Below are 22,059 nucleotides of genomic sequence, written 5' to 3'. Positions count from 1 at the left end.
CGCTGCAGTGCAATCCTGACTAGGCTGCGCTGCATCGTCTCCTCACTAGGACATGAGCCCGCATTTTGCGAGCCAAAGATGGGCTGCAAAGGAAGACGGCCCAAGACAAGGAAAGGAACCAACCATGGCACAGGAAGTCAAAGTCCCCAAGATGCCCGGCGCACCCGTGTTCGGTAAGTGGATCTCCCCCGAGGAGTCCGTCGGCCAGCGCCTGAAGGGCAAGAAGATCCTGCTCACCGGCACCACCAAGGGCGTCGGCAGGGTCACCCAGGAGCTGCTGTGCGCACACGGCGCCTTCGTCTGCGGCTCCGGCCGCACCCCCGGCGTGGCAGCCTCCGTCGCCGACGAGCTGAAGGCCAAGGGCTACCAGGCCGCCGGCATGGACGTCGACCTGTCTGACTACGACGCCGTGAAGAAGTGGGTTGAGGAGTGCGCCGAGCTCATGGGCGGCATCGACGTCGTCATCAACAACGCGTCCCACCCCGGTATGGCCCCCTTCGGCGAGATGACCCCGGAGATCTGGAACTACGGCATCAAGAACGAGCTCGACCTCGTCTACAACGTCTGCAACTGCGCATGGCCCTACCTGCAGAAGGCAGACGGCGCCTCCATCATCATCACCTCCTCCACCGTCGGCCTCCAGGGCAGCAACTCCCCTCAGGCCTGCCACGCTGCCTGCAAGGGCGCCTGCCTGTCCCTGGCCCGCCAGCTCGCCGCTGAGGGCGGCCCCTTCGGCATCCGCTGCAACTCCGTCACCCCGGGCCTGGTCTGGACCGAGGCCATGTCCAACATCCCCAAGGAGATGGCAAGCGGCCTGGTTGCAGCCCAGACCACCCAGCAGGCTATCGACCCGATGGACATCGCCTACGCCTACCTGTTCCTGGCATCCGACGAGTCCCGCCAGATCACCGCTGCCAACATCCCCGTCGACGGCGGCTGCGCCGGCGCTGTGACCGGCGGCATGCAGGGCGAGATCGAGGTCTAGCCCCCTCGCCTCTCGCTCAGATCGAGTCTTCGTTGAGTAGTGCCGTTGCCTTGTCAGCGGCACTATCTCCATCGGCTTCTACAAGGAGGGTCACATATGTTCAAGGGTCCACAGGGCTTTGCTCTGTTTGTCAACGTTGCGATGAACATCGTTCTCGGCATCGTCCTCACTGTGTTCGTCGACATCTCCATCGAGATGAGGCTCGGCGTCCACTTCATGACCGTCGAGGCCGTTGTCGGCACGTTCATCTCCAGCTTCTGCGTCGGTTTTACCGCCGGCACGCTCGTGCCGGCAATGACCTGGGGTATGAAGCTTGCCGGCCTGTTCAAGTTCAGGCCGGGTGGCCTGGGTTCTTACCTGTGCTGCGCTGTGGTGCTGGGCCTCTGCATGGGCATCTGCATCACGTTCTGCAACTTCCTGATCGCCGGTCTCGGCACTAAGGGACTTGCCGGTGCAATGGCTGACATCATGTTCAACCTGCCCGTTGTCCTTATCCTGGCTGTCATCGCAGTGCCCATTTTCCTGCGCCCCGTTCAGCTCCTCGCCGCCAAGGTGTCGGGTTTCGACCCTGCGAAGGCTGAAAAGGCACAGCAGCACTAACAACCTATCAAGGTGCCTCAATACCCCTGCTTGTCTCAGGGGAAGGCAGACCCATCTTGAATTGGAGCGATCATGAAGAACAAGTTCTATCCGAAGACCTTCGAGCGCGGCTACATCGGTAACCTAGAGGTCGAGAACCGAGCGATCCGCATGCCGATGGGCACCGAGCTGGGCAACCCGGACGGCTCTCCCAGCTGGGCCTCCCTCAAGGCGTACGCTGAGGCTGCCGACGGTGGAACCGGCATCGTGTTCATGGACAACGCTGGCGTGACCCAGTTCCACCATGTCGGACTGTCCCTGGCCAGCGACAACTACATCGGCCCCATGTCCGTCCTCGCAAAGACCATCAAGCAGCACGGGGCCATCCCCGGCCTGCAGATCGTCCACCCGGGCCGCGACGCGGCGTTCGTGCGCGGTGACGACCTGATCTCCTCTTCCCGCATCCAGTGGGAGCCCTGGTACGAGAACGGCGGCGCTGTTCCCCGCGAGCTCACCATCGAGGAGATCCACGACTTCGTCGGTTACTTCGGCGACTGCGCACTCCGCGCGCAGACCGCGGGCTTCGAAATCGTCGACGTCCACGCGGCATGCGGCGTCCTGCTGAGCAACTTCCTCTCGCCGCGCAACAACACCCGCAACGACATGTACGGCGGAAGCCTGCACAACCGCGCCCGCTTCCTGCTCGAGGTCATCCGCGACATCAAGAAGAAGTGCCCCAACCTCCCGCTGGCTATCCGACTCTCCGGCATCGACTTCGAACCGGGCGGCATCACCATCGAGGAGACCTGCGAGGTCGCCAAGATGTGCGAGGCAGCCGGTGCGGACGCCATCAACATCACCTGGGGTTCCCATGCAGAGGTCATAAACGCGGCCGGCCTGCTCTCCAAGCACGGCGCCAACCACGTCGAGGCAGCGAAGATGATCAAGGACGCTGTTAGCATCCCCACCATGCTGTGCGGCGGCATCTACTCCCCCGAGATCGGCGAGAAGCTGCTCGAGGACGGCGTCTGCGACTTCATCGGCATCGGCAAGCCCGCGCTCGCCGACCCCATGTGGGCCAAGAAGGCAGCTGAGGGGCGTCCTGAGGACATCAGGCCCTGCATCGGTTGCGGCGTCGGCTGCCATGACCGCGGCATGCTCTCCGGCGGCGTCGTCCAGTGCGCCGTCAACGCGGCCCTGTACAAGTTCGACGAACCCGTCTACCCGCAGGCTGAGGTTCCCAAGAAGGTCATCATCATCGGCGCAGGCCCCGCTGGCTGCGAGGCTGCCATCACCGCGAAGAAGTGCGGCCATGACGTCACCATCTACGAGAAGCGCAAGATCGGTGGCGTTCTGAAGGAGGCTACCGTCTCCGACAGCAAGGAGGACCTCGGCCGCCTCATCACCTACTACGAGACCCAGCTCAAGAAGGAGGGCATCGAGGTCATCTACGAGGAGGCCACTGCAGACACCGTTGTAGCCGGCGGCTTCGACGTCGCCATCGTCGCCTGCGGCGCCACCGTGCGCAACCTCAACATCGACGGCCAGGACGACCCCTCCGTCGTGTACGCGATGGACTTCCTGGACAACGACTGCAAGAGCGATGCCGACAGGGTCGTCGTTGTCGGCGGTGGCATCGTGGGCGCCGAGACCGCGCTGATCCTCGCGGAGGAGCGGGGCAAGGATGTCACCATCACCACCCGCTCCCCGGAGTTCTTCGTCCCCGGCGTCATGGGCATCGCCTACATGGTTCGCCTGGGTATGGCGGGAGTCACGATCAAGCCCTCCACCCAGCTCGTCGCCGTCAAGGACGGCAAGCCCATGTTCGCCGGCCCCCGCGGCCTGGAGACCCTGGACGTCGACCAGACAATCATCTCCTCTGGCTTCGTCCCGACCTTCAACCAGTTCCGCGCCCAGATCGAGGAGAAGTGCGAGGACGTCAGGGTCATCGGCATCGGCGACTGCAAGGCCTCCCGCATGGTCATGGACGCTGTCCACGAAGGCTACATCGCTGGCTGCAACCTGTAGCCAACACGGCGCTGAAGCCAAGGACCCACACCCTTGATTTGAGGCGCTTCTGACCAAACGGGCCGGAGGAGCGGGCAAGCAGCTGCGCCGCGCCTCCGGCCCGTCGACTGAGGGCAACATGCGAAGCCGGTACGCATGCAGGATATGGACCTCATGGATTGTTGTTCCGGCAAAGCGCGTGTCTTACTGATTGGAGGAACGATGGAGGAACGCGACTTCGACATCATTGTCGTCGGATGCGGCTGCGCGGGCGCCATCGCTGCTTATGTTGCGGCAAAGAGGGGCAAGAGCGTCCTCGTTGTCGAGCGCGGCGAGTACGCCGGCGCCAAGAACATGACCGGCGGTCGCATCTACGCGCACTCGCTCAGGCGTGTCATCGACGAGTACGCAGGCGGCGAGATCGCCTGGGAGGACATCCCGTTCGAGCGCAGGATCACCCATGAGCGCATCGCTATCATGGACCCCGAGAGCAACCTGACCCTTGACTTCACCAGCCGCGAGCTCGGCATGGAGGGCCAGGACAGCTACTCTGTCCTGCGAGGCGACTTCGACCAGTGGCTCATGGGCATCTGCGAGGACGCCGGATGCGACATCATCCCCGGAATCGCCGTCGAGGAGCTGCTCAAGGACGAGGCCGGCAACGTGATTGGCATCCGCGCCGGCGAGGACGACATCACCGCCTATGTCACCATCATCGCCGAGGGGTGCAACAGCCTGCTCACCGAGCGCGGCCTGGGCGCCAGGCGCCCCAAGCCCAACGAGATGGCAGTCGGCATCAAGGAGGTCTTCCAGCTCCCGGCAGAGACCATCGAGTCCCGCTTCCTGTGCAAGGAAGGTGAGGGCGCGGCCATGCTCTTCGTGGGCGACTGCACCCACGGAAACGTGGGAGGCGGCTTCCTCTACACCAACAAGGAGTCGATCAGCCTGGGCCTCGTGGCCACCATCGAGAACCTCAGCAAGTCTGACACCACCATCTACCAGGCCCTTGAGGACTTCAAGAACCACCCTGCCGTCGCCCCCATCATCCGCGGCGCCAAGGTCGTCGAGCACTCCGGCCACATGGTGCCCGAGGGCGGCTACAACATGATCCCCAAGCTAGTGCACCCGGGTGCCCTTGTGGCAGGCGACGCGGCCATGCTTTGCATGAACCTGGGCTACGTCGTCCGCGGCATGGATCTGGCGGTGGCGTCCGGCCAGATCGCGGCAGAGGCGGCATGCGACGCCATCGACAGGCAGGACGTCTCGGCGGCGGGCCTTTCCTCCTACGAGTCAAAATTGAGGGATTCCTTCGTCATCAAGGACCTGGAGACCTTCAAGGACTGGCCCCACACCATGGAGAGCTGGGATCGCCTCTTCACCGAGTACCCCAAGATGGTCAGCGAGATCTTCAACTCCATGTTCGTCGTGGATGGCACCCCGTCCCAGCCCCTGCGCAAGCGCCTCATGCCCATCGTCAAGAAGCGAGGCCTCTTCAAGCTGCTCAAGGAAGTGAAGGGAGCGCTGATGTCACTATGAGCCTGAACATCACTGTCAACGTGAGCGAGTACATCGCCGCCAACAAGTACAACGTGGACGAGGAGAACGTCCATATCGGCTTTTGCAACGACGACATCGACCAGCTCGACGACGCCGAGTTCGGCAAGCTGGTCCGCGTGTGCCCCGCCGCCCTCTACAAGGTTGGCCCCGACGGCCGCAAGTCCTTCGACTACGCCGGCTGCCTCGAGTGCGGCACCTGCCGCATCGCATGCGAGGGGAGCATCCTGTCCAAGTGGGAGAACCCCAAGCCCATGATGGGTGTCGTCTACAGGTTCGGCTAGAGAGGAAGGTGCCCGACACCATGTCAATGATTCTGATTGACGAGCGCTCGAAGGCCGATGCCAAGATCGTCGAGCTCTCCGAGGCCTACGCGCGCCGCGTCGAGGCCATGCCTCCCGGCACGTGCCCCATTGCGGTGCAGGCGGGCCTGCTCGAGACCAGCGCTGCCCAGACCTGCGGCAAGTGCACGCCCTGCCGCGAGGGCATCCCGCGCATCAAGGCCCTGCTCGACAAGGTACTCCGCTACGAGGCCGACCGCTCCGACGTGGCAGAGATCGCCAAGAGGGCGCGCCTGCTCAGGGACACGGCGGACTGCGCCGTCGGATACGATGCCGGAGCACAGGTGCTCAAGGGCCTCGAGTCCTTCGCGGACGAGTACGAGTGCCACATCTCCAAGGCGACCTGCGACGCCGGCACCCGTCAGACCGTGCCCTGCGTCACCGAGTGCCCCGCCCACGTCAACGTCCCCGCCTACATCTCCCTGGTGCAGGAGGGCGACTGCGCAGGCGCTGTCAAGATGATCCGCAAGGACAATCCCTTCCCCACCGCATGCGCCCTGGTTTGCGAGCATCCCTGCGAGGCACACTGCCGCCGCACCATGATCGACGCGCCGCTCAACATCCGCGGCATCAAGAAGTTCGCCGTCGACACCGTCGGCGCCGACAAGGTCTCCACCCCCGCGTGCGCCGAGCCCACGGGCAAGCGCGTGGCCGTCATCGGCGGCGGGCCCAGCGGCATGACCTGCGCCTACTACCTCGCGCTCATGGGACACGAGGTCCAGGTCTACGAGTCCCGCAAGAAGCTCGGCGGCATGATGCGCTACGGCATCCCCGCCTACCGCTTCCCCCGCGAGCGCCTGGACGAGGACATCCGCGCCATTCTCGGCGCCGGCAGCATCCAGGTGGACTACGAGCATGCGATCGACGCTGAGGAGATGTGCAAGATCGCCGGCTGGTACGACGCCGTCTACGTTGCCATCGGCGCCCAGGGGGGCAAGACCCTGGACATCGAGGGCGCAGACGCGACGGGCGTCATGTCCGCGGTCGACCTGCTGGGCAAGATCGGCGACGACGAGTACCCGGACTTCTCCGGCAAGAAGGTCGTGGTCGTGGGCGGCGGCAATGTCGCCATGGACTGCGCCCGCACCTCCGTGCGAGCAGGAGCGGAGAGCGTCACCGTGGCGTACCGCCGCAGGCTCGAGGACATGACGGCGCTCCCCGAGGAGGTCGAGGCCGCCATCGCCGAGGGCGTCGAGATGCTCACCCTGCAGGCTCCCGTGCGCATCGAGACCGACGCGGGCGGCAACGCGAGGGCCCTCGTGGTCCAGCCCCAGCGCATCGGCGCGGTCAAGCGCGGCCGCCCCGCCCCCGTCGCAGCGGCAAAGCCCGAGGAGACCATCGAGGCCGACATCGTCTTGATCGCAGTCGGCCAGGCCATCGAGAGCGCCCCCTTCGAGGAGTTCGGCATGCCGGCGGACAGGACCTACTTCGAGGCAGACGGCTACCTGCGCTCGAAGGGCCACGAGAACGTCTTCGTCGGCGGCGACTGCCAGACCGGCCCCAAGACGGTCATCATGGCGATCGCAGCCGGCAAGACAGCCGCTCGCAACATCGACACATACCTCGGCTTCGAGCACGAGCTCGACTGCGGTGCAGAGGTTCCGCCGGCAAGGCCCAACGATCGCACCGCCTACGGCCGCGTGAACATCGCCGAGCGCCCGGCTCGCGATCGCAAGGGAGACTTCGACTACGTAGAACTGCCCATGAGCGCCGAGGAGGCCGCTCAGGAATGCGGCCGCTGCCTACGCTGCGACCACTACGGCGTGGGCGCGCTTAACGGAAAGGGGTTGGGGCAATGGTAAAGCTCAGCATTGACGGACGAGAGACCTCCGCCAGCGAGGGCTCCACCATCCTCGACGCCGCGGCGGGGCTTGGGATCAAGATCCCCACCCTGTGCGCGCTGAAGGACCTCAACATCATCGGATCGTGCCGCGTCTGCCTGGTCCAGGTGGAGGGGGAGGAGGCCCCCTGCGCAGCCTGCAACACCCCCGTTCGCGAGGGCATGGAGGTGAGGACGGACACCCCGCAGGTGGTCGCCATGCGCCGCGCAAACGTGGAGGCGCTGCTCGACTCCCATCGCTCCGAGTGCACCTCCTGCGCCAGGGTCGACACCTGCGCCCTGCGCAAGCTGGCCGCGGACTTCGCAGTGGGGGAAAGCACCTGTGACATGCCCGCCAAAGGTGCCTGGAACGAGGACTTCCCGCTGATCAGGGATTCCTCCAAGTGCATCAAGTGCATGCGATGCGTCGCATTCTGCAAGAAGGTCCAGCATTGCGCCGTCTGGGAGCCGTCCGGTTCCGGCACAGGCGCGAGCGTCGCGGTGAAAGACGGGCTCGATATCTCCGAGGCGGGCTGCGCCCTGTGCGGCCAGTGCATCACTCACTGCCCCACGGGTGCCCTCACCGCTCGCAGCGACATCGACAAGGTGCTGGACGCTCTCCTCGACCCCGAGGTCATGACCGTCGTCCAGGTTGCCCCCGCCGTTCGCGCCGCCTGGGGCGAGGGCGTCAAGCTCAGCCGCGAGCAGGCGACCCCCGGGCGCATGGCGAGCGCGCTCAGGGCGCTGGGCTTCGACCGGGTCTTCGACACGGACTTCGCCGCCGACCTCACCATCATGGAAGAGGGCAGCGAGTTCCTCGAGTTCGTCAAGAGCGACAAGCCCCGGCCCATGTTCACTTCCTGCTGTCCTGGTTGGGTGCGCTTCGCCAAGCTGCATCACCCGGAGATCGTCCCACAGCTCTCCAGCGCGAAGTCGCCCCACCAGATGATGGGCGCGCTTGTCAAGAACACCCTCAGGGAGGCAGCCGAGGCAGGTGGGAAGAAGAGGATCTTCTGCGTCTCTGTCATGCCCTGTGTTGCAAAGAAGTACGAGTGCGATGTCCCCGAGCTCTCCACAGAGGGCGGCCGGGATGTCGACGCCGTCCTCACCGTGCGCGAGTTCGACCGTATGCTGCGCATGTTCTCCGTCGACTGCGCCGCCCTGGAGGAGACCGACTTCGACAGCCCGCTGGGCCTGTCCACCGGCGCGGCAACGATCTTCGGCCGCACCGGCGGCGTCATGGAGGCGGCTCTGCGCACTGCCGTCAGCATCCTCGAGGGCGCCCCGGCGAGTTTCGAGGCCTGCGACTGCACGGCCGCAACGCCGGAACATCCGTGGATGGAGAAGGAGCTCAGCGCCGCCGGCCTGACCGTGAGGATCGCCGTGGCAAGCGGCCTGGGAAACACCGAGAAGTTGCTTAACGCCCTAGAGAGCGGCGAGGTCGCATACGACTTCGTCGAGATCATGGCATGCCCCGGCGGCTGCGTTGGCGGCGGCGGCCAGCCCATCCGCTTCAACAGGGAGCTCGCCAAGGAGCGCACCGCCGTGCTGGACAAGCTCGACGCCGAGGACAGCCTGAGGATGTCGCATGACAACCCGGACATCCAGAAGCTCTACAAGACCTGCCTGGAGAAGCCCCTCTCGCATGTTGCGCACGAGTGGCTCCACACCAACCAGGAGGAGTGGACCATCTAGGCTCCCGGCTGCCGCCGTGCTGACGGCACCTTGACACATCGCGCGGTGCGCTGCCATTCCGGGCGCAGCGTGCCGCCGTCCAACAAGACTGCCCCGGCAGCGCAGTCGGGGGCGGTCATCCAACCCTGCCGTCCCCGCTGCGAATGCACAAAGCCCTCGGAAAGGTCTCGGAAATGCGCGTCCTCGTCGTCTACTGTCAAAAGAACAAGCGGGCAAGCCAGGCAGCGGTGAGCCTGTGCACGTACCTCCGCAAGCGCCGCCACAGCTTCGAGGCCATGACCTTGGAAGAGATGCCGGACTGCGCGCAGGTGCACGCGGAGAGCCCCGGCATCCTGCAGGACACGCGCCTGCGCGAGGCGTTCTCCTTCATGGTTGTCCTCGGGGGAGACGGCTCGATCCTGCGCGCCTCCCGCCTGGCGGTCCTGCTCGGCATCCCCATCCTCGGCATGAACTACGGCCACCTGGGCTTTCTCTCCAACCGGGGGGATGCGAGCGACACCTCCCTCATAGATTCCGCCCTGGCCGGGGAATGCCAGGTCGAGAAGCTCCCTTGCCTGGAAGTCGAGCTGCAGCATGGCGCCGAGGGAACATACCCGCAGAGGCTCTTCGCCCTCAACGACGTCGCGGTGAACCGGGCGCCCTCCGCGAACATCCTCGAGTGCGCCGTGGGCATCTCCGGCTGCCATCTCGCCACCCTGCGCGGAGACGGGGTCGTGGTTGCGAGCTCGACGGGGTCGACGGCCTATGCGCTCTCTGCCGGAGGCCCCGTGGTCGCCCCCTCGAACAGGGGCCTTCTCGTGGTCCCCATCGCAGTTCACGCCCTCGCCTCGCGCCCTATTGTCACGGGGCAGGACGATTGGGTGGACATCGACCTGCGCCCCTGCAGGGAGGGCTTGGAAGACGACCCGTCCATACAGCTCGACGGAGAGCTGCAGACCCCCTGCCAGCCGGTCGATAGAGTGCGCGTGCGCAACAGCGCGCTGACGGCAGAGCTCCTCCGACAGCGGGGAGAGGGCTTCTATAAGCGGTTCTCAAACGTTTTCCTCATGCAATAGCGGCGCCTGAAGCAGAGAGAAGGAAAGGCAATGTACGACGCAGCATCACCCCATGCAGACGAATTCATCAACCACCAGGAGATACTCGACACGCTCGAGTACGCCGAGCGCGCCTCCCAGGACCTGGCGCTCGTCGACGCGATCTTGGAGAAGGCATCCAAGATGAAGGGCCTGACGCACCGCGAGGCCAGCGTCCTGCTCGCCTGCCACGACGAGGAGCGCACGCAGAGGGTCTTCCAGATCGCGCGCGACATCAAGCAGGCCTACTACGGCAACCGCATCGTACTCTTCGCCCCGCTGTACCTCTCAAACTACTGCGTCAACGGCTGCGTGTACTGCCCCTACCACGCCCAGAATAGGCACATCCCGCGCAAGAAGCTCACGCAGGAGGAGATCGCCGCCGAGGTGCGCGCCCTTCAGGACATGGGGCACAAGCGCTTGGCCATCGAGCTGGGCGAGCACCCCGTGGAAAACCCCATCGAGTACGTGCTCGAGAGCCTTGAGACCATCTACTCCGTCAAGCACGAGAATGGCTCGATCCGCCGCGCCAACGTCAACATCGCCGCCACCACGGTCGAGAACTACCGCAGGCTGAAAAAGGCCGAGATCGGCACCTACATCCTGTTCCAGGAGACCTACAACCGCGAGAGCTACGAGCGACTGCACCCCAGCGGCCCCAAGCACGACTACGCCTGGCACACGGAGGCGCACGACCGCGCCATGCAAGGCGGCATCGACGACGTCGGCCTGGGCGTTCTCTTCGGCCTCGAGGGCTACGACTATGAGTTCGCGGGGCTGCTCATGCACGCCGAGCACCTGGAGGCCGCCTTCGGGGTGGGTCCCCACACCATCAGCGTCCCGCGCATCCGCAGGGCAGACGACATCGACCCAGGCGCCTTCGACAACGGCGTGCCGGACGACGCCTTCATGAAAATCGTCGCCTGCATCCGCATCGCCGTGCCCTACACCGGCATGATTGTCTCCACGCGCGAGAGCAGGGCGTGCCGGGAGCGCCTGCTCGAGCTGGGCGTCTCGCAGATCAGCGGAGGCTCGCGCACGAGCGTGGGCGGCTACCTGGAGCCGGAGCCCGAGGACTTGAGCACGAGCCAGTTCGAGGTGAACGACAACCGCTCGCTCGACGAGGTGATGGGCTGGCTCATCGAGCTGGGCTACATCCCCAGCTTCTGCACCGCCTGCTACCGCGCGGGGCGCCAGGGAGAGCGCTTCATGGAGGTGTGCAAGGCAGAGCAGATTTCCGCCTTCTGCCACCCCAACGCCCTCATGACCCTCGAGGAGTACCTCATCGACTACGCGTCGCCTGCGGTGCGCGAGGCCGGCGAGGCGCTCGTGGAGCGCGAGCTCGAGAGCCCCACCATCAGGCAGTCGAGGATGCGCGGGCAGATCCTGCGCAACCTCGACGCCATCAGGGGCGGCGCGAGGGATCTGAGGTTCTAGGCGGGTGCTCATGTCAGACGCGCTGAGGAGGCAGCAGCAGCTCATCGACAAGCTGGAGGAGCAGCGGAGGCTCGAAGAAGGGGAGTGGGTGGAGCTCATCGGGGGCAGGACCCCGGAGAGCGCCGCCTGCATCCGCGAGCGGGCCCGCGCGGTGCGAGACGAGCACTACGGCCGCAAGGTATACACCCGCGGCCTCATCGAGCTCTCGAGCTACTGCAAGAACAACTGCTATTACTGCGGCATCCGCCGCTCGAACAACAACGCGGTGCGCTACAGGCTGAGCGACGAGCAGGTCATGGCGTGCTGCAGGGAGGGCTACAAGCTTGGTTTCAGGACCTTCGTGCTTCAAGGCGGGGAGGATCTCTTCTTCAGCGACGAGCGCTTAGTGCCGCTGGTCGCCCGGATCCACGGGGCCTTCCCCGACTGCGCCATCACGCTTTCAATGGGGGAGCGCAGCCGCGAGAGCTACCAGGCACTTTTCGACGCCGGGGCGGGGCGCTACCTGCTGCGCCACGAGACCGCCGACCACCTGCACTACAGGAGCCTGCACCCGCAGGAGATGAGTCCCTTCCGAAGGCACAAGTGCCTCTTCACCCTGCGCGAGATCGGCTATCAGGTGGGTAGCGGCTTCATGGTGGGCTCGCCGGGGCAGACCGCAGAGCAGCTTGCGCGCGACATGGATTTCCTGCATTACCTGCAGCCCCACATGATCGGCATCGGGCCGTTCATCCCGCACCGCCACACCATGTACGCAGGTGAACAGGCCGGCAGCCTCGAGCTTACGCTCTTCATGCTCGCGTGCCTGAGGCTCGCGCATCCCAAGGCGCTGATCCCGGCGACAACCGCGCTCGGCACCATCGACCCGAAGGGCAGGGAACAGGGCATCCTGTCCGGCGCCAACGTGGTGATGCCCAACCTCTCGCCGGTCGAGCACAGGAAGGACTACGACCTCTATGACAACAAGATCAGCACCGGCGAGGAGGCAGCCGAGTGCAGGTTCTGCCTGCAGGCGCGGATGGCACGCATCGGATACGAGCTCGTCGTCGGTCGCGGGGACTCCCTGGTGGGCTGAGCACGCCCCGCCCAGGAGCGCCCGCGAAGGGGACTGACACGATTGGAGTGGATACCATGGTGAAGACTGAGAGCCGGGAGGGCAGCCGCTCAGAGGCTACAAGCGTGCGCGAGAGCGGGGACGCCCTGATGCGGGCGCCTCGGGGCTCGAGGCTGGGCATAGGCCTGTTCGGGCGCCGCAACGTGGGCAAGTCCAGCGTGCTGAACGCCATCACGAACCAGCAGGCAAGCATAGTGAGCGACTATGCCGGCACCACCACGGACCCTGTGGACAAGCCCATGGAGCTGCTGCCCCTGGGCCCCGTTCTCTTCGTCGACACTGCCGGCATCGACGACGAGGGAGAGGTCGGCAGGCTGCGCATCGAGCGCACCGAGCAGGTGTACAGCCGCTGCGACATGGGCGTTCTCGTGACGGAGGCCGGAGTCTGGGGGGCGTACGAGGACCGCATCCTCGCCAAGCTGCAGGATGAGGGCATCCCCGTCATCCTGGTCTTCAACAAAACGGACCTGCTGCCCCTGCATGCGGCCGGCGGGGCAGACGGCTTGATGGAGCTGTGCCGCGAGGGCATCCCCGCGGCGGCCAGGGGCCTGCCGGCTGTCTGCATGGCGGCATCTGAGCGCAAGGGCGTCGCCGAGCTCAGGCAGGCGCTGCTCGACAACGCGCCCGACAGTTTCGTGAACGCCCCCGCGATCCTCTCCGACATCGTGCCGGCTGGCTCCGTGGTTGTCCTCGTGATCCCCATCGACAAGGAGGCGCCGCGCGGAAGGCTCATCCTGCCGCAGGTGCAGACCATACGCGACCTGCTCGACGGCGGCTGCATCCCGCTTTGCGTCCGGGACACCGAGCTGCCGGCAGCCCTAGCGGCTCTCGAGGAGCCCCCCGCCTTGGTGGTGACAGATTCCCAAGCCTTCGGCAGCGTTGCGGCCATGGTGCCAGACAGCATCCCGTTGACAGGGTTCTCCGTTGCGTTTGCCCGCAACAAGGGCGACCTGCTCACCCAGGCCATGGGCACGCTCGCCATCGCCGGGCTCACGGAGGAGTCCCGCGTCCTGATCGCCGAGGCCTGCACGCACCACCCCATCGAGGAGGACATAGGAACGGTGAAGATCCCCCGCCTGCTGCGCAAGAGGGTGGGGGAGGGCCTGACCATCGACAACGTGAGGGGGGCGGACTTCCCCGCCAACCTGGGCGACTACGATCTGGTGATCCACTGCGGGGGTTGCATGTTCACGCGTCGCCAGGTTCTCTCCAGGGTTCGGGCCTGCGTGGAGGCAGGCGTCCCCGTGTCCAACTACGGCCTCACGATCGCCTACTGCACGGGAGTGTTCGAGCGCTCTATCCGCGCCTTCCCGTGGGTTGCAGAGCAGGTCATGGAAGGTAGCGCGCGATCGGCCTGAGGCGGAGGGATGGACGCGAGACGCCCTGCCTTGATGCCGCTGTCTACGCTCCTGTGTTGAAAACAGTCCCAGCGTCTACGGACACGATGCCAACTCCAGCCCGGATGTCTACTGCAACTCTGGGAAAGACGAATAAAGCGTCTACGAAACTTGACTCGCACAGACGCGTGGGGCCAGAGAAAGGGAGGCCCGTCAAGACCTTTCGATCCTGGCGGGCCGTGCTGTAGCACTAGATTTGATACAGTCCCTTTGCGCATGGCTCCAAAGACGGCTTCGTGGTTGGAAGGCAAGCCTTAAGTGAGCCGGTTATTCCTGGATGATCTCTATTGCCTTGCGTCCGGCGATGCGCCCAGAAGTGTGGGCAAAGCCGTTGGTGCTGCCAGGTACGTCGATGGTGTACGCCTGGCGCGGCACCTCGTCGGCGTACTTGAGGGCGGTCAGCTCCATCGTGCAGATGTAGTTCGCAATCTGGCTGAGCCTGTAGTCGGCGGAAGACGCGAGCCTGTATGTCACCGCGTCCTTAGCGAGGGCGTAGTCGACAGCCTTGTGAATCGCTCTTGCGACCGACTTCTGGCCGTCGTCGTAGTAGATCTTCACGACGTCGAAGTCTTGGAAGTACGCCAGCTTGTCGAACAGGAAGTCGACGAGGTGCTTCCGCATCGCGGCGGTCATCTCATCAAGGTCGCCGTGTTCCTTCGTCTTGAGCGTGATGCACGTGTAGCGCACCGGCATGTGACGGAAGAACACCCGAAACGACGAGAGGAGCCGCTTCCTGTCGGCGGGCTCCATGTTCTCGTAGCCGTCGTGGCCGTTCAGGAGCGGGGAAGCATGAAACGGGATGTCGGGCAGTCCCTTCTCTGCGAGAGACCGCTCGTATAGGCGGATGCTGTCAGATATGTCCTCGTCCTGCTCGTGGAGCACGAGTGTGAGGAGGTAGTACCTGTCCTTCAGGTTGTCGCTCCCGGACTCGTCTATGAACAGGCTGAGCTCGCGCAATTCGCCCCCCTAATACAAAGAAAGCCGGGGAAAACGCCCCCGGCACTTGGAAGCCCTCCTATCGGAGAACCGGCTAATTTATATCATCGAATGCTGTTTTTGGCAACGGGGATATGAGTCTGCGACGACGTGAAGTTGATGGGGGCGGGGCCCCTATCCGATTGCGGCCATCCTCCCATCGATGTCCTCCGCATGCCTGAATCTCGTCGAGGACGATGAGGGCGCCTCCTTCGGGTACGACCCCCCCCGTTTCGAACTGAGTGGCCGAAACGATGCGCGGGATGTTGTAGCCCAGCTCGAACTGTTCGTGCATCCTGGGGGGTTGTCGTCGAGGTTCACGTATGCGACGTTCTCGAGCTGCACCCTGCCGAATTCTTTGGGAAGTCATGTCTTTCCGACCTGATGCGCGTCGTTGAGAATGGGCGGATTGCGGGTTCACTTCCATGCCAGGGTATCGGGATTCCACTTCTTGTTGCCTGCCTGTCCCTTCAATATGGGGTCAAACAACTTCGAGGCTAAGCTGCACGATTGGTCAAACGGCCGGTACTCTTCTGGCGTTTTTGCTTTCAGAGTGAAAGACTGGTACCCAACTTTCCATTCATTAGGGGCTTTGAATTTTTGTGGTATTTCCATCGAGCGGCGGGCGCACTCGTTTGCGATTGCCGCGCTTAATCCGTCGGACGATGGTGACTGGGTAAGCGCGTACGCGACGACGTCTGTGAGGTCTTTCATCCTGGACGATCTCCATCCTCCGGGATGAGTTTCCATGATCGCGCATAGCTTGTCGGCGAGCTGGTCCTCGACCGAATAGACGAGATAGTCCTGAACGTCGAGCCCCGGCACGTCCAGCCTGTTTGCGGGAGTGAGCCTTTCGGGCGGAAGCGTCACCACGCAGCGAATGATCGAACTCGGCGGGAGCTTTGTGGATGCCGTTTGCCACTTCGATCCTCCTAGCCTTTCGTACAAAGAGCAGTTTTTCTGCAGCCCGTAACGTCCGCCGAGCTCGTCCACCTTGTCGGCGAAGGCGCGTTCTTCAACCTCGCGATAGGTTTTTCTGGCGTCACCGAAAACGTTGGCGATGAGGCTGAGGTCTTCTCCGTCACGGAGCAGGTCGAGGATGGTCAATGTATGTACTGCTGAGATCCAGGACAGCATGGATGTTGCCATTGTGGAGGGTCGTATTGCCTATGTGGGCAACGCTGCTCATTGTGTTGGCGAGGACACAACAGTTATAGATGCAGCAGGTGCGTATATCGCGCCTGGTTTTTTGGGCGGCCATATTCACGTGGAATCCTCCATGGTTGGTGTTGGCGAATACGCCCGTGCTGTTATCCCTCACGGCACGGTGGGCATTTATTGGGATCCTCATGAGATTGCCAACGTGCTTGGGCTTGAGGGTGTGCAGGCGATGTTGGAAGATGCCAAAAACACGCCGCTTAAAGCTATGGTTACCACGCCGTCTTGTGTGCCAGCCGTGCCAGGATTTGAAGATACGGGATCCGTCATTGGACCAGACGAAATTCGCGAAAGCATGACGTGGGATAGCGTCGTTGAACTTGGCGAAATGATGAATTTCGTTGGTGTGGTAAATGGTTCTGACCATGCACACGGAGAACTTGCCGAAACCCTCAAGGCAGACAAAGTTATTACAGGCCATTATTCGGTCCCTGAAGCAGATAGAGGGCTCAATGCGTATGCAGGTTCTGGCGTGCGCTGTTGTCATGAATCAACTCGCGCAGAGGATGCCTTGGACAAGATGCGCTTGGGTATGTACGCGCAGTTGCGTCATGGTTCTGCATGGCTTGATTTGCCCGTGCTTGCTAAAGCCCTCACAGAAAACAAGGTGGATTCTCGCTTTGCAAACTTAGTTTCTGACGACTTGCATCCGTACACCATTGTGGAAGAGGGGCATTTGGATCGCATTTTGCGTGTTGCTGTTGCGTGTGGTATTCCGGCCGTGCGGGCAATACAGATGGTGACCATTAATGCGGCAACGTGTTTTCGCATGGATCGCGGTTTGGTGGATTGCACCACCTTCCAGTTTGTGCCACTTGAAGTGTAGAGAAGGCCGAAGGTTGAGATGAGGCGTTCGAAGCGTGCGCACGTACAATTGAAGAAAAAGTGCGCGACCTTGCACGAAGAGCTGAACGAGATTGAACACCTGGTGAGCGTTTACACTCCTTTTGCCGTAACTTAAAATGTAACTGCATTTTTTCGCCAAGAGAAGAGGAGTTGTTCCATGGCTATCTACAAGGATGGACACGGCAGTTACGGACATTGTTGGATTGAGGGCAATGGAGTTACGTTCTGGGTCTATGTCATGGACGGCAGATCAAAATACGGTCCTTATTCCTCACTGAATGACGCAATGAGCGAGTTCAGCAAATGGTGCCTTGCGTAGAGAACCAGCACGCGCCCGAAATGAGGTAACAACATGGGATTATTTGGATTTGGCAAGAAGAAATCGCCCACATACACTTACAAGATGCTTTTCTCTAGTCCTTTCAACTACGAGAGGGATCATCAAATTAAATCTTTGGCGCTGAAGCGTCTTAGCGATGCGGGTGTTGTCATCAGCAACACGAAGACAACGGTCATGGGTCCTGGCGCTAAATCGGAGTTCACGGGGGAACCAGGAGAAGCGATTATCATTACGAATGATGCGATTGATGGCAGGACTTCGTTTATGACAATTGAAGTAAAAACCAACAAAGCTTCAGCTGAGGCAATCAATGCTGCCTTCGCAGATATCAAAAGCATATTGATCGACGCGGACATTTTCTTTCGGGAATTCTAGTTGCCGCATCGACTATCAGGCAAAATAATCTTGAGTAAAAAGCGGTTCTCCACCTGGCTCTCTTCCATATCCCCTGGCGGAAAAACAAATAAGACAAGCAAAAAACCGCCCTGCTGAATTTGTCGTTCAGCAGGGCGGTTTTGCTTGTCCTTTTGGGATTATTCTCTTGAGAGTACCGGGCGGACACAAATAGTATCAATCCAGTATCAAGAGCAATATGGACGGGCAAAAAAGCCTGTATTCATGCGGGTTTGCGCCGTTTTGAGCGTCATTCCCACTCAATCATCGCAAATTTAAAATACATGCTATATCGTGTCATCTTGTTGCTCCTCTTTCAGGAAGTTCCTTGTAGAGCGAATCATTTTGTAATCGGACGGGGTGATTACAAAATGAGGTTTTTGCTTCCGTTTCATCTGATTTGCGACTATTCCCTGGCGACTACTCCCATATTTACGAAGGGGAGTGGTCACAGGTGGTTTTCAACGGGCGCGCACGCCGTCTCTGATACGGCAATCGGGGGATGCAAACCATGCGCCCTCGGAGGCTTTCTCCCTGACTTTTGTCAAGAGCGGAAGGCGGAAAACATTCTTTTTATGGGAAAAACATTCTTTTTATGGGATAATAAAGCAATAGATTATTCATAAGACGAGGAGACTCTTCATGAAGAAAAGTATTTTAAGTCTACTCTGCATCCTGGCATTTGCTTTGCCTTTCGTCGCAGCCACGCCATGTTTTGCGGATACGGGCGAAACCACGATAGGCCAAATAACCTATCAACACGATACGGAAACTGATGAGGCGATGGTGACGCACGCCGACTCTGGCATTTCTGGTGATGTTGAAATCCCTGGAACAATAGAAGTCGGTGACCAGAAATACAAGGTCACCTCTATCGGGGATCATGCATTTAGCTGGTGCACAGACTTGACCGAGATCACCATTCCCGAGAGCGTCACCTCTATCGGGGATCATGCATTTAGAGGGTGCTCAAGCTTGACCCAGATCACCATTCCCGAGGGCGTCACCTCTATCGGGGATCATGCATTTAGTGAGTGCTCAAGCTTGACCCAGATCACCATCCCCGAGGGCGTCACCTCTATTGGTGATGGCGCGTTTTCTTATTGCTATGGCTTGACCCAGATCGCCATCCCCGAGGGCGTCACCTCTATCGGGGATGTGGCGTTTAGAGGGTGCTCCAGCCTGACGGAGGTCGCCATCCCCGAGAGCGTCACCTCTATTGGTGGTGGCGCGTTTAATGCTTGCTCAAGCTTGACCCAGATCACCATCCCCGAAGGCGTCACCTCTATCGGGGATTATGCATTTAGCGGGTGCTCCAAACTGACGGAGATCGCCATCCCCGAGGGCGTCACCTCTATTGGTGATGGCGCATTTAATAGTTGCTTAGGCTTGACCCAGATCACCATTCCCGAGGGCGTCACCTCTATTGGTGATGACGCGTTTTATGATTGCTTAAGCTTGACCCAGATCGCCATCCCCGAGAGCGTCACCTCCATCGGGAATGGGGCGTTTGACGGGTGCTCCAGCCTGACGGAGGTCGCCATCCCCGAGGGCGTCACTTCTATCGGGTATGGCACATTTGCCTTTTGCTCCAGCTTGAAAGAGATCACCATCCCCGAGGGCGTCACCTCCATCGGGGATTACGCATTTAGCTGGTGCACAGGCTTGACCGAGGTCGCCATCCCCGAGAGCGTCACTTCTATCGGGCAGGGCACATTTGCCGATTGCTCCAGCTTGAAAGAGATCACCATTCCCGAGAGCGTCACCTCTATTGGTGATCGCGCGTTTGCCTATTGCTCCAGCTTGAAAGAGATCACCATTCCCGAGAGCGTCACTTCTATCGGGCAGGGCACATTTGCCGATTGCTCCAGCTTGAAAGAGATCACCATTCCCGAGAGCGTCACTTCTATCGGGCAGGGCACATTTGCCGATTGCTCCAGCTTGAAAGAGATCACCATTCCCGAGAGCGTCACTTCTATCGGGGATTATGCGTTTTATGGATGCGATAACTTAACCAATGTCTATGTAAGGGATGGCTTGAGCTTAGGCACCGGTTCGTTTTTAAATGTGTCACAGGGCGTACATGTATGGTGCTATAAAGTGTTGAAAAACGCTGAGGCATCCGAAGACGGCAAAGTCCATGTTGCAATCGTTTCCGTAGAAGACAAAGACGGCGCTGACATCACTGCTTCTCTCGCCATTTCCGACGGCGCTATGGGCGATGGCTATGTGATTGACGAAGTGAAGCCAAGTAATCTCACTTTGAAACATACGCTCACCAAGACCGAGGCGACCCCTGCCACCTGCACCGAGCCCGGCAATGTTGAGTATTGGACCTGTGATGCCTGCGGCAAGTATTTCAGCGATGAGAACGGTTCGAACGAAATCACCGCTGAAGACACCATGCTCAAAGCCATCGGTCACAGCTACGAAAACGGCAAATGCACCGTCTGCAGTGAGGTCGACCCCGCCTTCAAGGCAATGATCATTGAAGGTGCGAACGGAAAGTGGCAAAAGGGTAGCGAGGATGCACTGTCCTTCACCTCCAACGCCGCCTTCGCTGACTTCTTAAAGGTTCAGATAGGCGGAAAAGACGTGGACTCCTCCAACTACACTGTAAAGGAGGGCAGCACCATCGTCACCTTGAAGCCCTCCTATCTTGAAACCCTGTCTGTAGGCAAGCATACGCTGGCGATCGTCTCCGATACCGGCACTGCCGAGACCGAGTTCACCGTTGTCGCGGCAGAGAAGCAGGTGGTCGATGATGAATCTGCGAACGATAAGGCCGCCAGCGACGGCGACAAGGAATCGCTCGCCAAGACCGGCGACGGCTCCATGCTGCCGATAACAGTGCTTTCTATCCTTGCCGTCGTCTCTATCGCAACAGGGGTGTTCGCTCTGAGAAGGTCTCGCATCTAGGTTTCGCCAAAAGCGCTTTATGAGTCTTATTCCGCCCCGCAGGCAATCCTGCGGGGCGGTTCTTTTAGGGTGCGCTGGCACTGCGGCATGGGATTGGTTTGACGGGAAAGAGGGGTGCGTCTCGTAATGCTCTCAACGGAAATGTATTATTCCAATATGGAATAATACAAAAAGTATGAAATGGACGACGCTGCAATATACCTAAGAGACGAGATGGGGCTTTTCGTGGCCGAGCACGAAACGAGAGCTGCTCCCGCTTGCGAAAGTATTGACGCCTGGCGCTCAGGTCGCGCTGGTCACTCTGGCGGTCAACTTGGAGCTGTGGACGTCCGAGGAGACGGTCCAGGTCTGGGCATACGACCCGCTCGTGGCGGGAGGGAATGCGGTGGATGACGTCTCCCTCGTGCTAACGATTGCGGGCGAAGGAGACGAACGCGTCATCGGTCAGCTGAACGCGTTGTCCGAGGAGGAGCTATGGTATTGGGCATTTTGCTCGGAGAGGTTCGAAAGGCGGTGCGATATGGAATTCTCGCCAACCGATTTGCCCGTGTGCGGTCGGCGTGAGCGGGGCGGGGCGCTCGACTCGAATCAGGAAGGGCTGATGACGGGCCGGTTTGAACTTGGATCCGAATCACCCATCCGTTCGGCCGCATGGCGGATTGCCGACGAGTTCCGGTTGCTGGACGCCGGGGTGTTCTCGCGCTCCTCGGCGCTCGATGCAGGCGAGATGGGCCAGAAGAGCAAGCGATGGTGGGATGGCTCGACGTGGTATGCCGCCGGGGTGGCGGCGCATGTCGCCGAGAACATGAAATGGTGGAGCCTCTCGCTGGAGGAGAAGGGCAGGGCGCGCGAGCTGGAGCGAAGCGCGGGGGACGACGTTGCGGCGCGCGAGAGGTTCCTGGCCGAGTTCCCCTTCGACCCTGCTTTCCTGGAGGGGTCGCCGAAGGGTCTTCCGGCAACGAATGGGCAGATCGAAAGCCTGGGCGACGTGCTTTCGCGCGTGAGGCGCAGAGAGCTTGCGGTGGCGTATCTCGAGGGGATTGGTGCTCTGTCGTGCGTGGGCGATGAGCGCTCGCATGTCCTGAATGTGCTCGCCGAAGAGGCGGCGGACAAGGCCGTCGCGGCCGATGCCGACGAATGGAGGTCGTTCGTGAAGGCGGCACGTGCCGCATTGTGGTAGGGGGTAGGGAGGCGGGCAGGAATTCTCTCGCGGTGATCTGTACCGCGCTGGTCACGCCCGCAGAGACGGACGGCACAGTCTTATGTCCATAAAACAGGGAAGTCCTCCTGCCCAGCTGCTTGCTGAGCAGATTCTTTGTCTTTTTTCCTCAACGGCATTCAGGGTGCACAGCATACAAAAGCCCGAATGA

Annotated in this window: 18 protein-coding genes; 16 read left to right on the top strand and 2 right to left on the bottom strand. The window is 61.5% G+C overall.

The window, feature by feature from the left end:
• Positions 1-124 precede the first annotated feature (124 nt).
• The 11 genes from ddr to hydF all read left to right on the top strand — a co-directional run bounded on the left by ddr (position 125) and on the right by hydF (position 13,959).
• Positions 125-985, top strand: coding sequence for a dihydrodaidzein reductase (gene ddr / locus DMP06_RS06195; protein WP_181443028.1), 861 nt, complete (start codon positions 125-127; stop codon positions 983-985).
• Between the two features lie 96 nt (positions 986-1,081).
• Complete coding sequence (locus DMP06_RS06190) at positions 1,082-1,585, top strand: hypothetical protein (protein ID WP_123208883.1); 504 nt, start codon at positions 1,082-1,084, stop codon at positions 1,583-1,585.
• Between the two features lie 72 nt (positions 1,586-1,657).
• Positions 1,658-3,592 carry an NADP(H)-dependent daidzein reductase gene (gene dznr, locus DMP06_RS06185; protein WP_123208882.1) on the top strand — a complete coding sequence of 645 codons (1,935 nt, stop codon included), beginning with the start codon at positions 1,658-1,660 and terminating at the stop codon, positions 3,590-3,592.
• A 201-nt stretch (positions 3,593-3,793) separates the two neighbouring features.
• Positions 3,794-5,107, top strand: a complete 1,314-nt coding sequence (locus DMP06_RS06180; RefSeq protein ID WP_123208881.1) for an FAD-dependent oxidoreductase — start codon at positions 3,794-3,796, stop codon at positions 5,105-5,107.
• On the top strand, positions 5,104-5,409 hold the full coding sequence (locus tag DMP06_RS06175; RefSeq protein ID WP_123208880.1) for a ferredoxin family protein: 306 nt from the start codon (positions 5,104-5,106) through the stop codon (positions 5,407-5,409). The genes DMP06_RS06180 and DMP06_RS06175 overlap by 4 nt, the downstream gene beginning before the upstream one ends.
• A gap of 20 nt (positions 5,410-5,429) precedes the next feature.
• Complete coding sequence (locus DMP06_RS06170; protein ID WP_123208879.1) at positions 5,430-7,268, top strand: NAD(P)-binding protein; 1,839 nt, start codon at positions 5,430-5,432, stop codon at positions 7,266-7,268.
• On the top strand, positions 7,262-8,980 hold the full coding sequence (locus DMP06_RS06165; protein WP_123208878.1) for a [FeFe] hydrogenase, group A: 1,719 nt from the start codon (positions 7,262-7,264) through the stop codon (positions 8,978-8,980). Before DMP06_RS06170 ends, DMP06_RS06165 begins: the two co-directional genes overlap by 7 nt.
• 173 nt (positions 8,981-9,153) lie before the next feature.
• Positions 9,154-10,035, top strand: a complete 882-nt coding sequence (locus DMP06_RS06160) for an NAD(+)/NADH kinase (RefSeq protein ID WP_161957845.1) — start codon at positions 9,154-9,156, stop codon at positions 10,033-10,035.
• A 30-nt stretch (positions 10,036-10,065) separates the two neighbouring features.
• Positions 10,066-11,490 (top strand): [FeFe] hydrogenase H-cluster radical SAM maturase HydG, encoded by a 1,425-nt coding sequence (gene hydG / locus DMP06_RS06155; protein ID WP_123208876.1) that lies wholly within the window; start codon positions 10,066-10,068, stop codon positions 11,488-11,490.
• Positions 11,491-11,500: 10 nt separating this feature from the next.
• Complete coding sequence (gene hydE / locus DMP06_RS06150; RefSeq protein WP_123208875.1) at positions 11,501-12,562, top strand: [FeFe] hydrogenase H-cluster radical SAM maturase HydE; 1,062 nt, start codon at positions 11,501-11,503, stop codon at positions 12,560-12,562.
• A 56-nt stretch (positions 12,563-12,618) separates the two neighbouring features.
• Positions 12,619-13,959 (top strand): [FeFe] hydrogenase H-cluster maturation GTPase HydF, encoded by a 1,341-nt coding sequence (gene hydF / locus DMP06_RS06145; RefSeq protein WP_123208874.1) that lies wholly within the window; start codon positions 12,619-12,621, stop codon positions 13,957-13,959.
• A gap of 306 nt (positions 13,960-14,265) precedes the next feature.
• On the opposite strand, the gene DMP06_RS06140 is transcribed toward hydF, so the two are convergent.
• Both DMP06_RS06140 and DMP06_RS06135 read right to left on the bottom strand, forming a co-directional pair.
• Complete coding sequence (locus DMP06_RS06140; RefSeq protein ID WP_245962407.1) at positions 14,266-14,955, bottom strand: DUF3800 domain-containing protein; 690 nt, start codon at positions 14,953-14,955, stop codon at positions 14,266-14,268.
• A gap of 435 nt (positions 14,956-15,390) precedes the next feature.
• On the bottom strand, positions 15,391-16,122 hold the full coding sequence (locus DMP06_RS06135) for a nucleotidyl transferase AbiEii/AbiGii toxin family protein (protein ID WP_123208873.1): 732 nt from the start codon (positions 16,120-16,122) through the stop codon (positions 15,391-15,393).
• Here DMP06_RS06135 and DMP06_RS06130 point away from each other — a divergent pair.
• The 5 genes from DMP06_RS06130 (at position 16,109) to DMP06_RS06115 (ending at position 21,869) form a co-directional block, all read left to right on the top strand.
• Positions 16,109-17,017, top strand: a complete 909-nt coding sequence (locus DMP06_RS06130) for an amidohydrolase family protein (protein ID WP_245962406.1) — start codon at positions 16,109-16,111, stop codon at positions 17,015-17,017. The genes DMP06_RS06135 and DMP06_RS06130 overlap by 14 nt on opposite strands.
• 177 nt (positions 17,018-17,194) lie before the next feature.
• Positions 17,195-17,356 carry a hypothetical protein gene (locus DMP06_RS11515; protein ID WP_181443025.1) on the top strand — a complete coding sequence of 54 codons (162 nt, stop codon included), beginning with the start codon at positions 17,195-17,197 and terminating at the stop codon, positions 17,354-17,356.
• A 33-nt stretch (positions 17,357-17,389) separates the two neighbouring features.
• Positions 17,390-17,752, top strand: a complete 363-nt coding sequence (locus DMP06_RS06125; RefSeq protein ID WP_123208872.1) for a hypothetical protein — start codon at positions 17,390-17,392, stop codon at positions 17,750-17,752.
• A 660-nt stretch (positions 17,753-18,412) separates the two neighbouring features.
• Positions 18,413-20,689 (top strand): leucine-rich repeat domain-containing protein, encoded by a 2,277-nt coding sequence (locus tag DMP06_RS06120; RefSeq protein WP_123208871.1) that lies wholly within the window; start codon positions 18,413-18,415, stop codon positions 20,687-20,689.
• A gap of 385 nt (positions 20,690-21,074) precedes the next feature.
• Positions 21,075-21,869: a hypothetical protein gene (locus tag DMP06_RS06115; RefSeq protein WP_148042501.1), complete on the top strand. Its 795-nt coding sequence runs from the start codon at positions 21,075-21,077 to the stop codon at positions 21,867-21,869.
• Positions 21,870-22,059 lie beyond the last annotated feature (190 nt).

This window comes from Slackia equolifaciens, assembly GCF_003725995.1.
Classification (GTDB): domain Bacteria; phylum Actinomycetota; class Coriobacteriia; order Coriobacteriales; family Eggerthellaceae; genus Slackia; species Slackia equolifaciens.
The sequence above is the reverse complement of the archived record's forward strand: the minus strand, read 5'-3'. Positions and strand labels throughout refer to the sequence as shown.

Coding starts and splice junctions, on each gene's coding strand:
- hydE (WP_123208875.1), top strand. CDS start 11,501: ATGTCAGACGCGCTGAGGAGGCAGCAGCAGCTCATCGACAAGCTGGAG.
- DMP06_RS06190 (WP_123208883.1), top strand. CDS start 1,082: ATGTTCAAGGGTCCACAGGGCTTTGCTCTGTTTGTCAACGTTGCGATG.
- DMP06_RS11515 (WP_181443025.1), top strand. CDS start 17,195: ATGGCTATCTACAAGGATGGACACGGCAGTTACGGACATTGTTGGATT.
- hydG (WP_123208876.1), top strand. CDS start 10,066: ATGTACGACGCAGCATCACCCCATGCAGACGAATTCATCAACCACCAG.
- DMP06_RS06170 (WP_123208879.1), top strand. CDS start 5,430: ATGTCAATGATTCTGATTGACGAGCGCTCGAAGGCCGATGCCAAGATC.
- DMP06_RS06130 (WP_245962406.1), top strand. CDS start 16,109: ATGGATGTTGCCATTGTGGAGGGTCGTATTGCCTATGTGGGCAACGCT.
- DMP06_RS06160 (WP_161957845.1), top strand. CDS start 9,154: ATGCGCGTCCTCGTCGTCTACTGTCAAAAGAACAAGCGGGCAAGCCAG.
- DMP06_RS06120 (WP_123208871.1), top strand. CDS start 18,413: ATGAAGAAAAGTATTTTAAGTCTACTCTGCATCCTGGCATTTGCTTTG.
- DMP06_RS06165 (WP_123208878.1), top strand. CDS start 7,262: ATGGTAAAGCTCAGCATTGACGGACGAGAGACCTCCGCCAGCGAGGGC.
- DMP06_RS06125 (WP_123208872.1), top strand. CDS start 17,390: ATGGGATTATTTGGATTTGGCAAGAAGAAATCGCCCACATACACTTAC.
- dznr (WP_123208882.1), top strand. CDS start 1,658: ATGAAGAACAAGTTCTATCCGAAGACCTTCGAGCGCGGCTACATCGGT.
- DMP06_RS06180 (WP_123208881.1), top strand. CDS start 3,794: ATGGAGGAACGCGACTTCGACATCATTGTCGTCGGATGCGGCTGCGCG.
- hydF (WP_123208874.1), top strand. CDS start 12,619: ATGGTGAAGACTGAGAGCCGGGAGGGCAGCCGCTCAGAGGCTACAAGC.
- DMP06_RS06135 (WP_123208873.1), bottom strand. CDS start 16,122: ATGGCAACATCCATGCTGTCCTGGATCTCAGCAGTACATACATTGACC.
- DMP06_RS06175 (WP_123208880.1), top strand. CDS start 5,104: ATGAGCCTGAACATCACTGTCAACGTGAGCGAGTACATCGCCGCCAAC.
- ddr (WP_181443028.1), top strand. CDS start 125: ATGGCACAGGAAGTCAAAGTCCCCAAGATGCCCGGCGCACCCGTGTTC.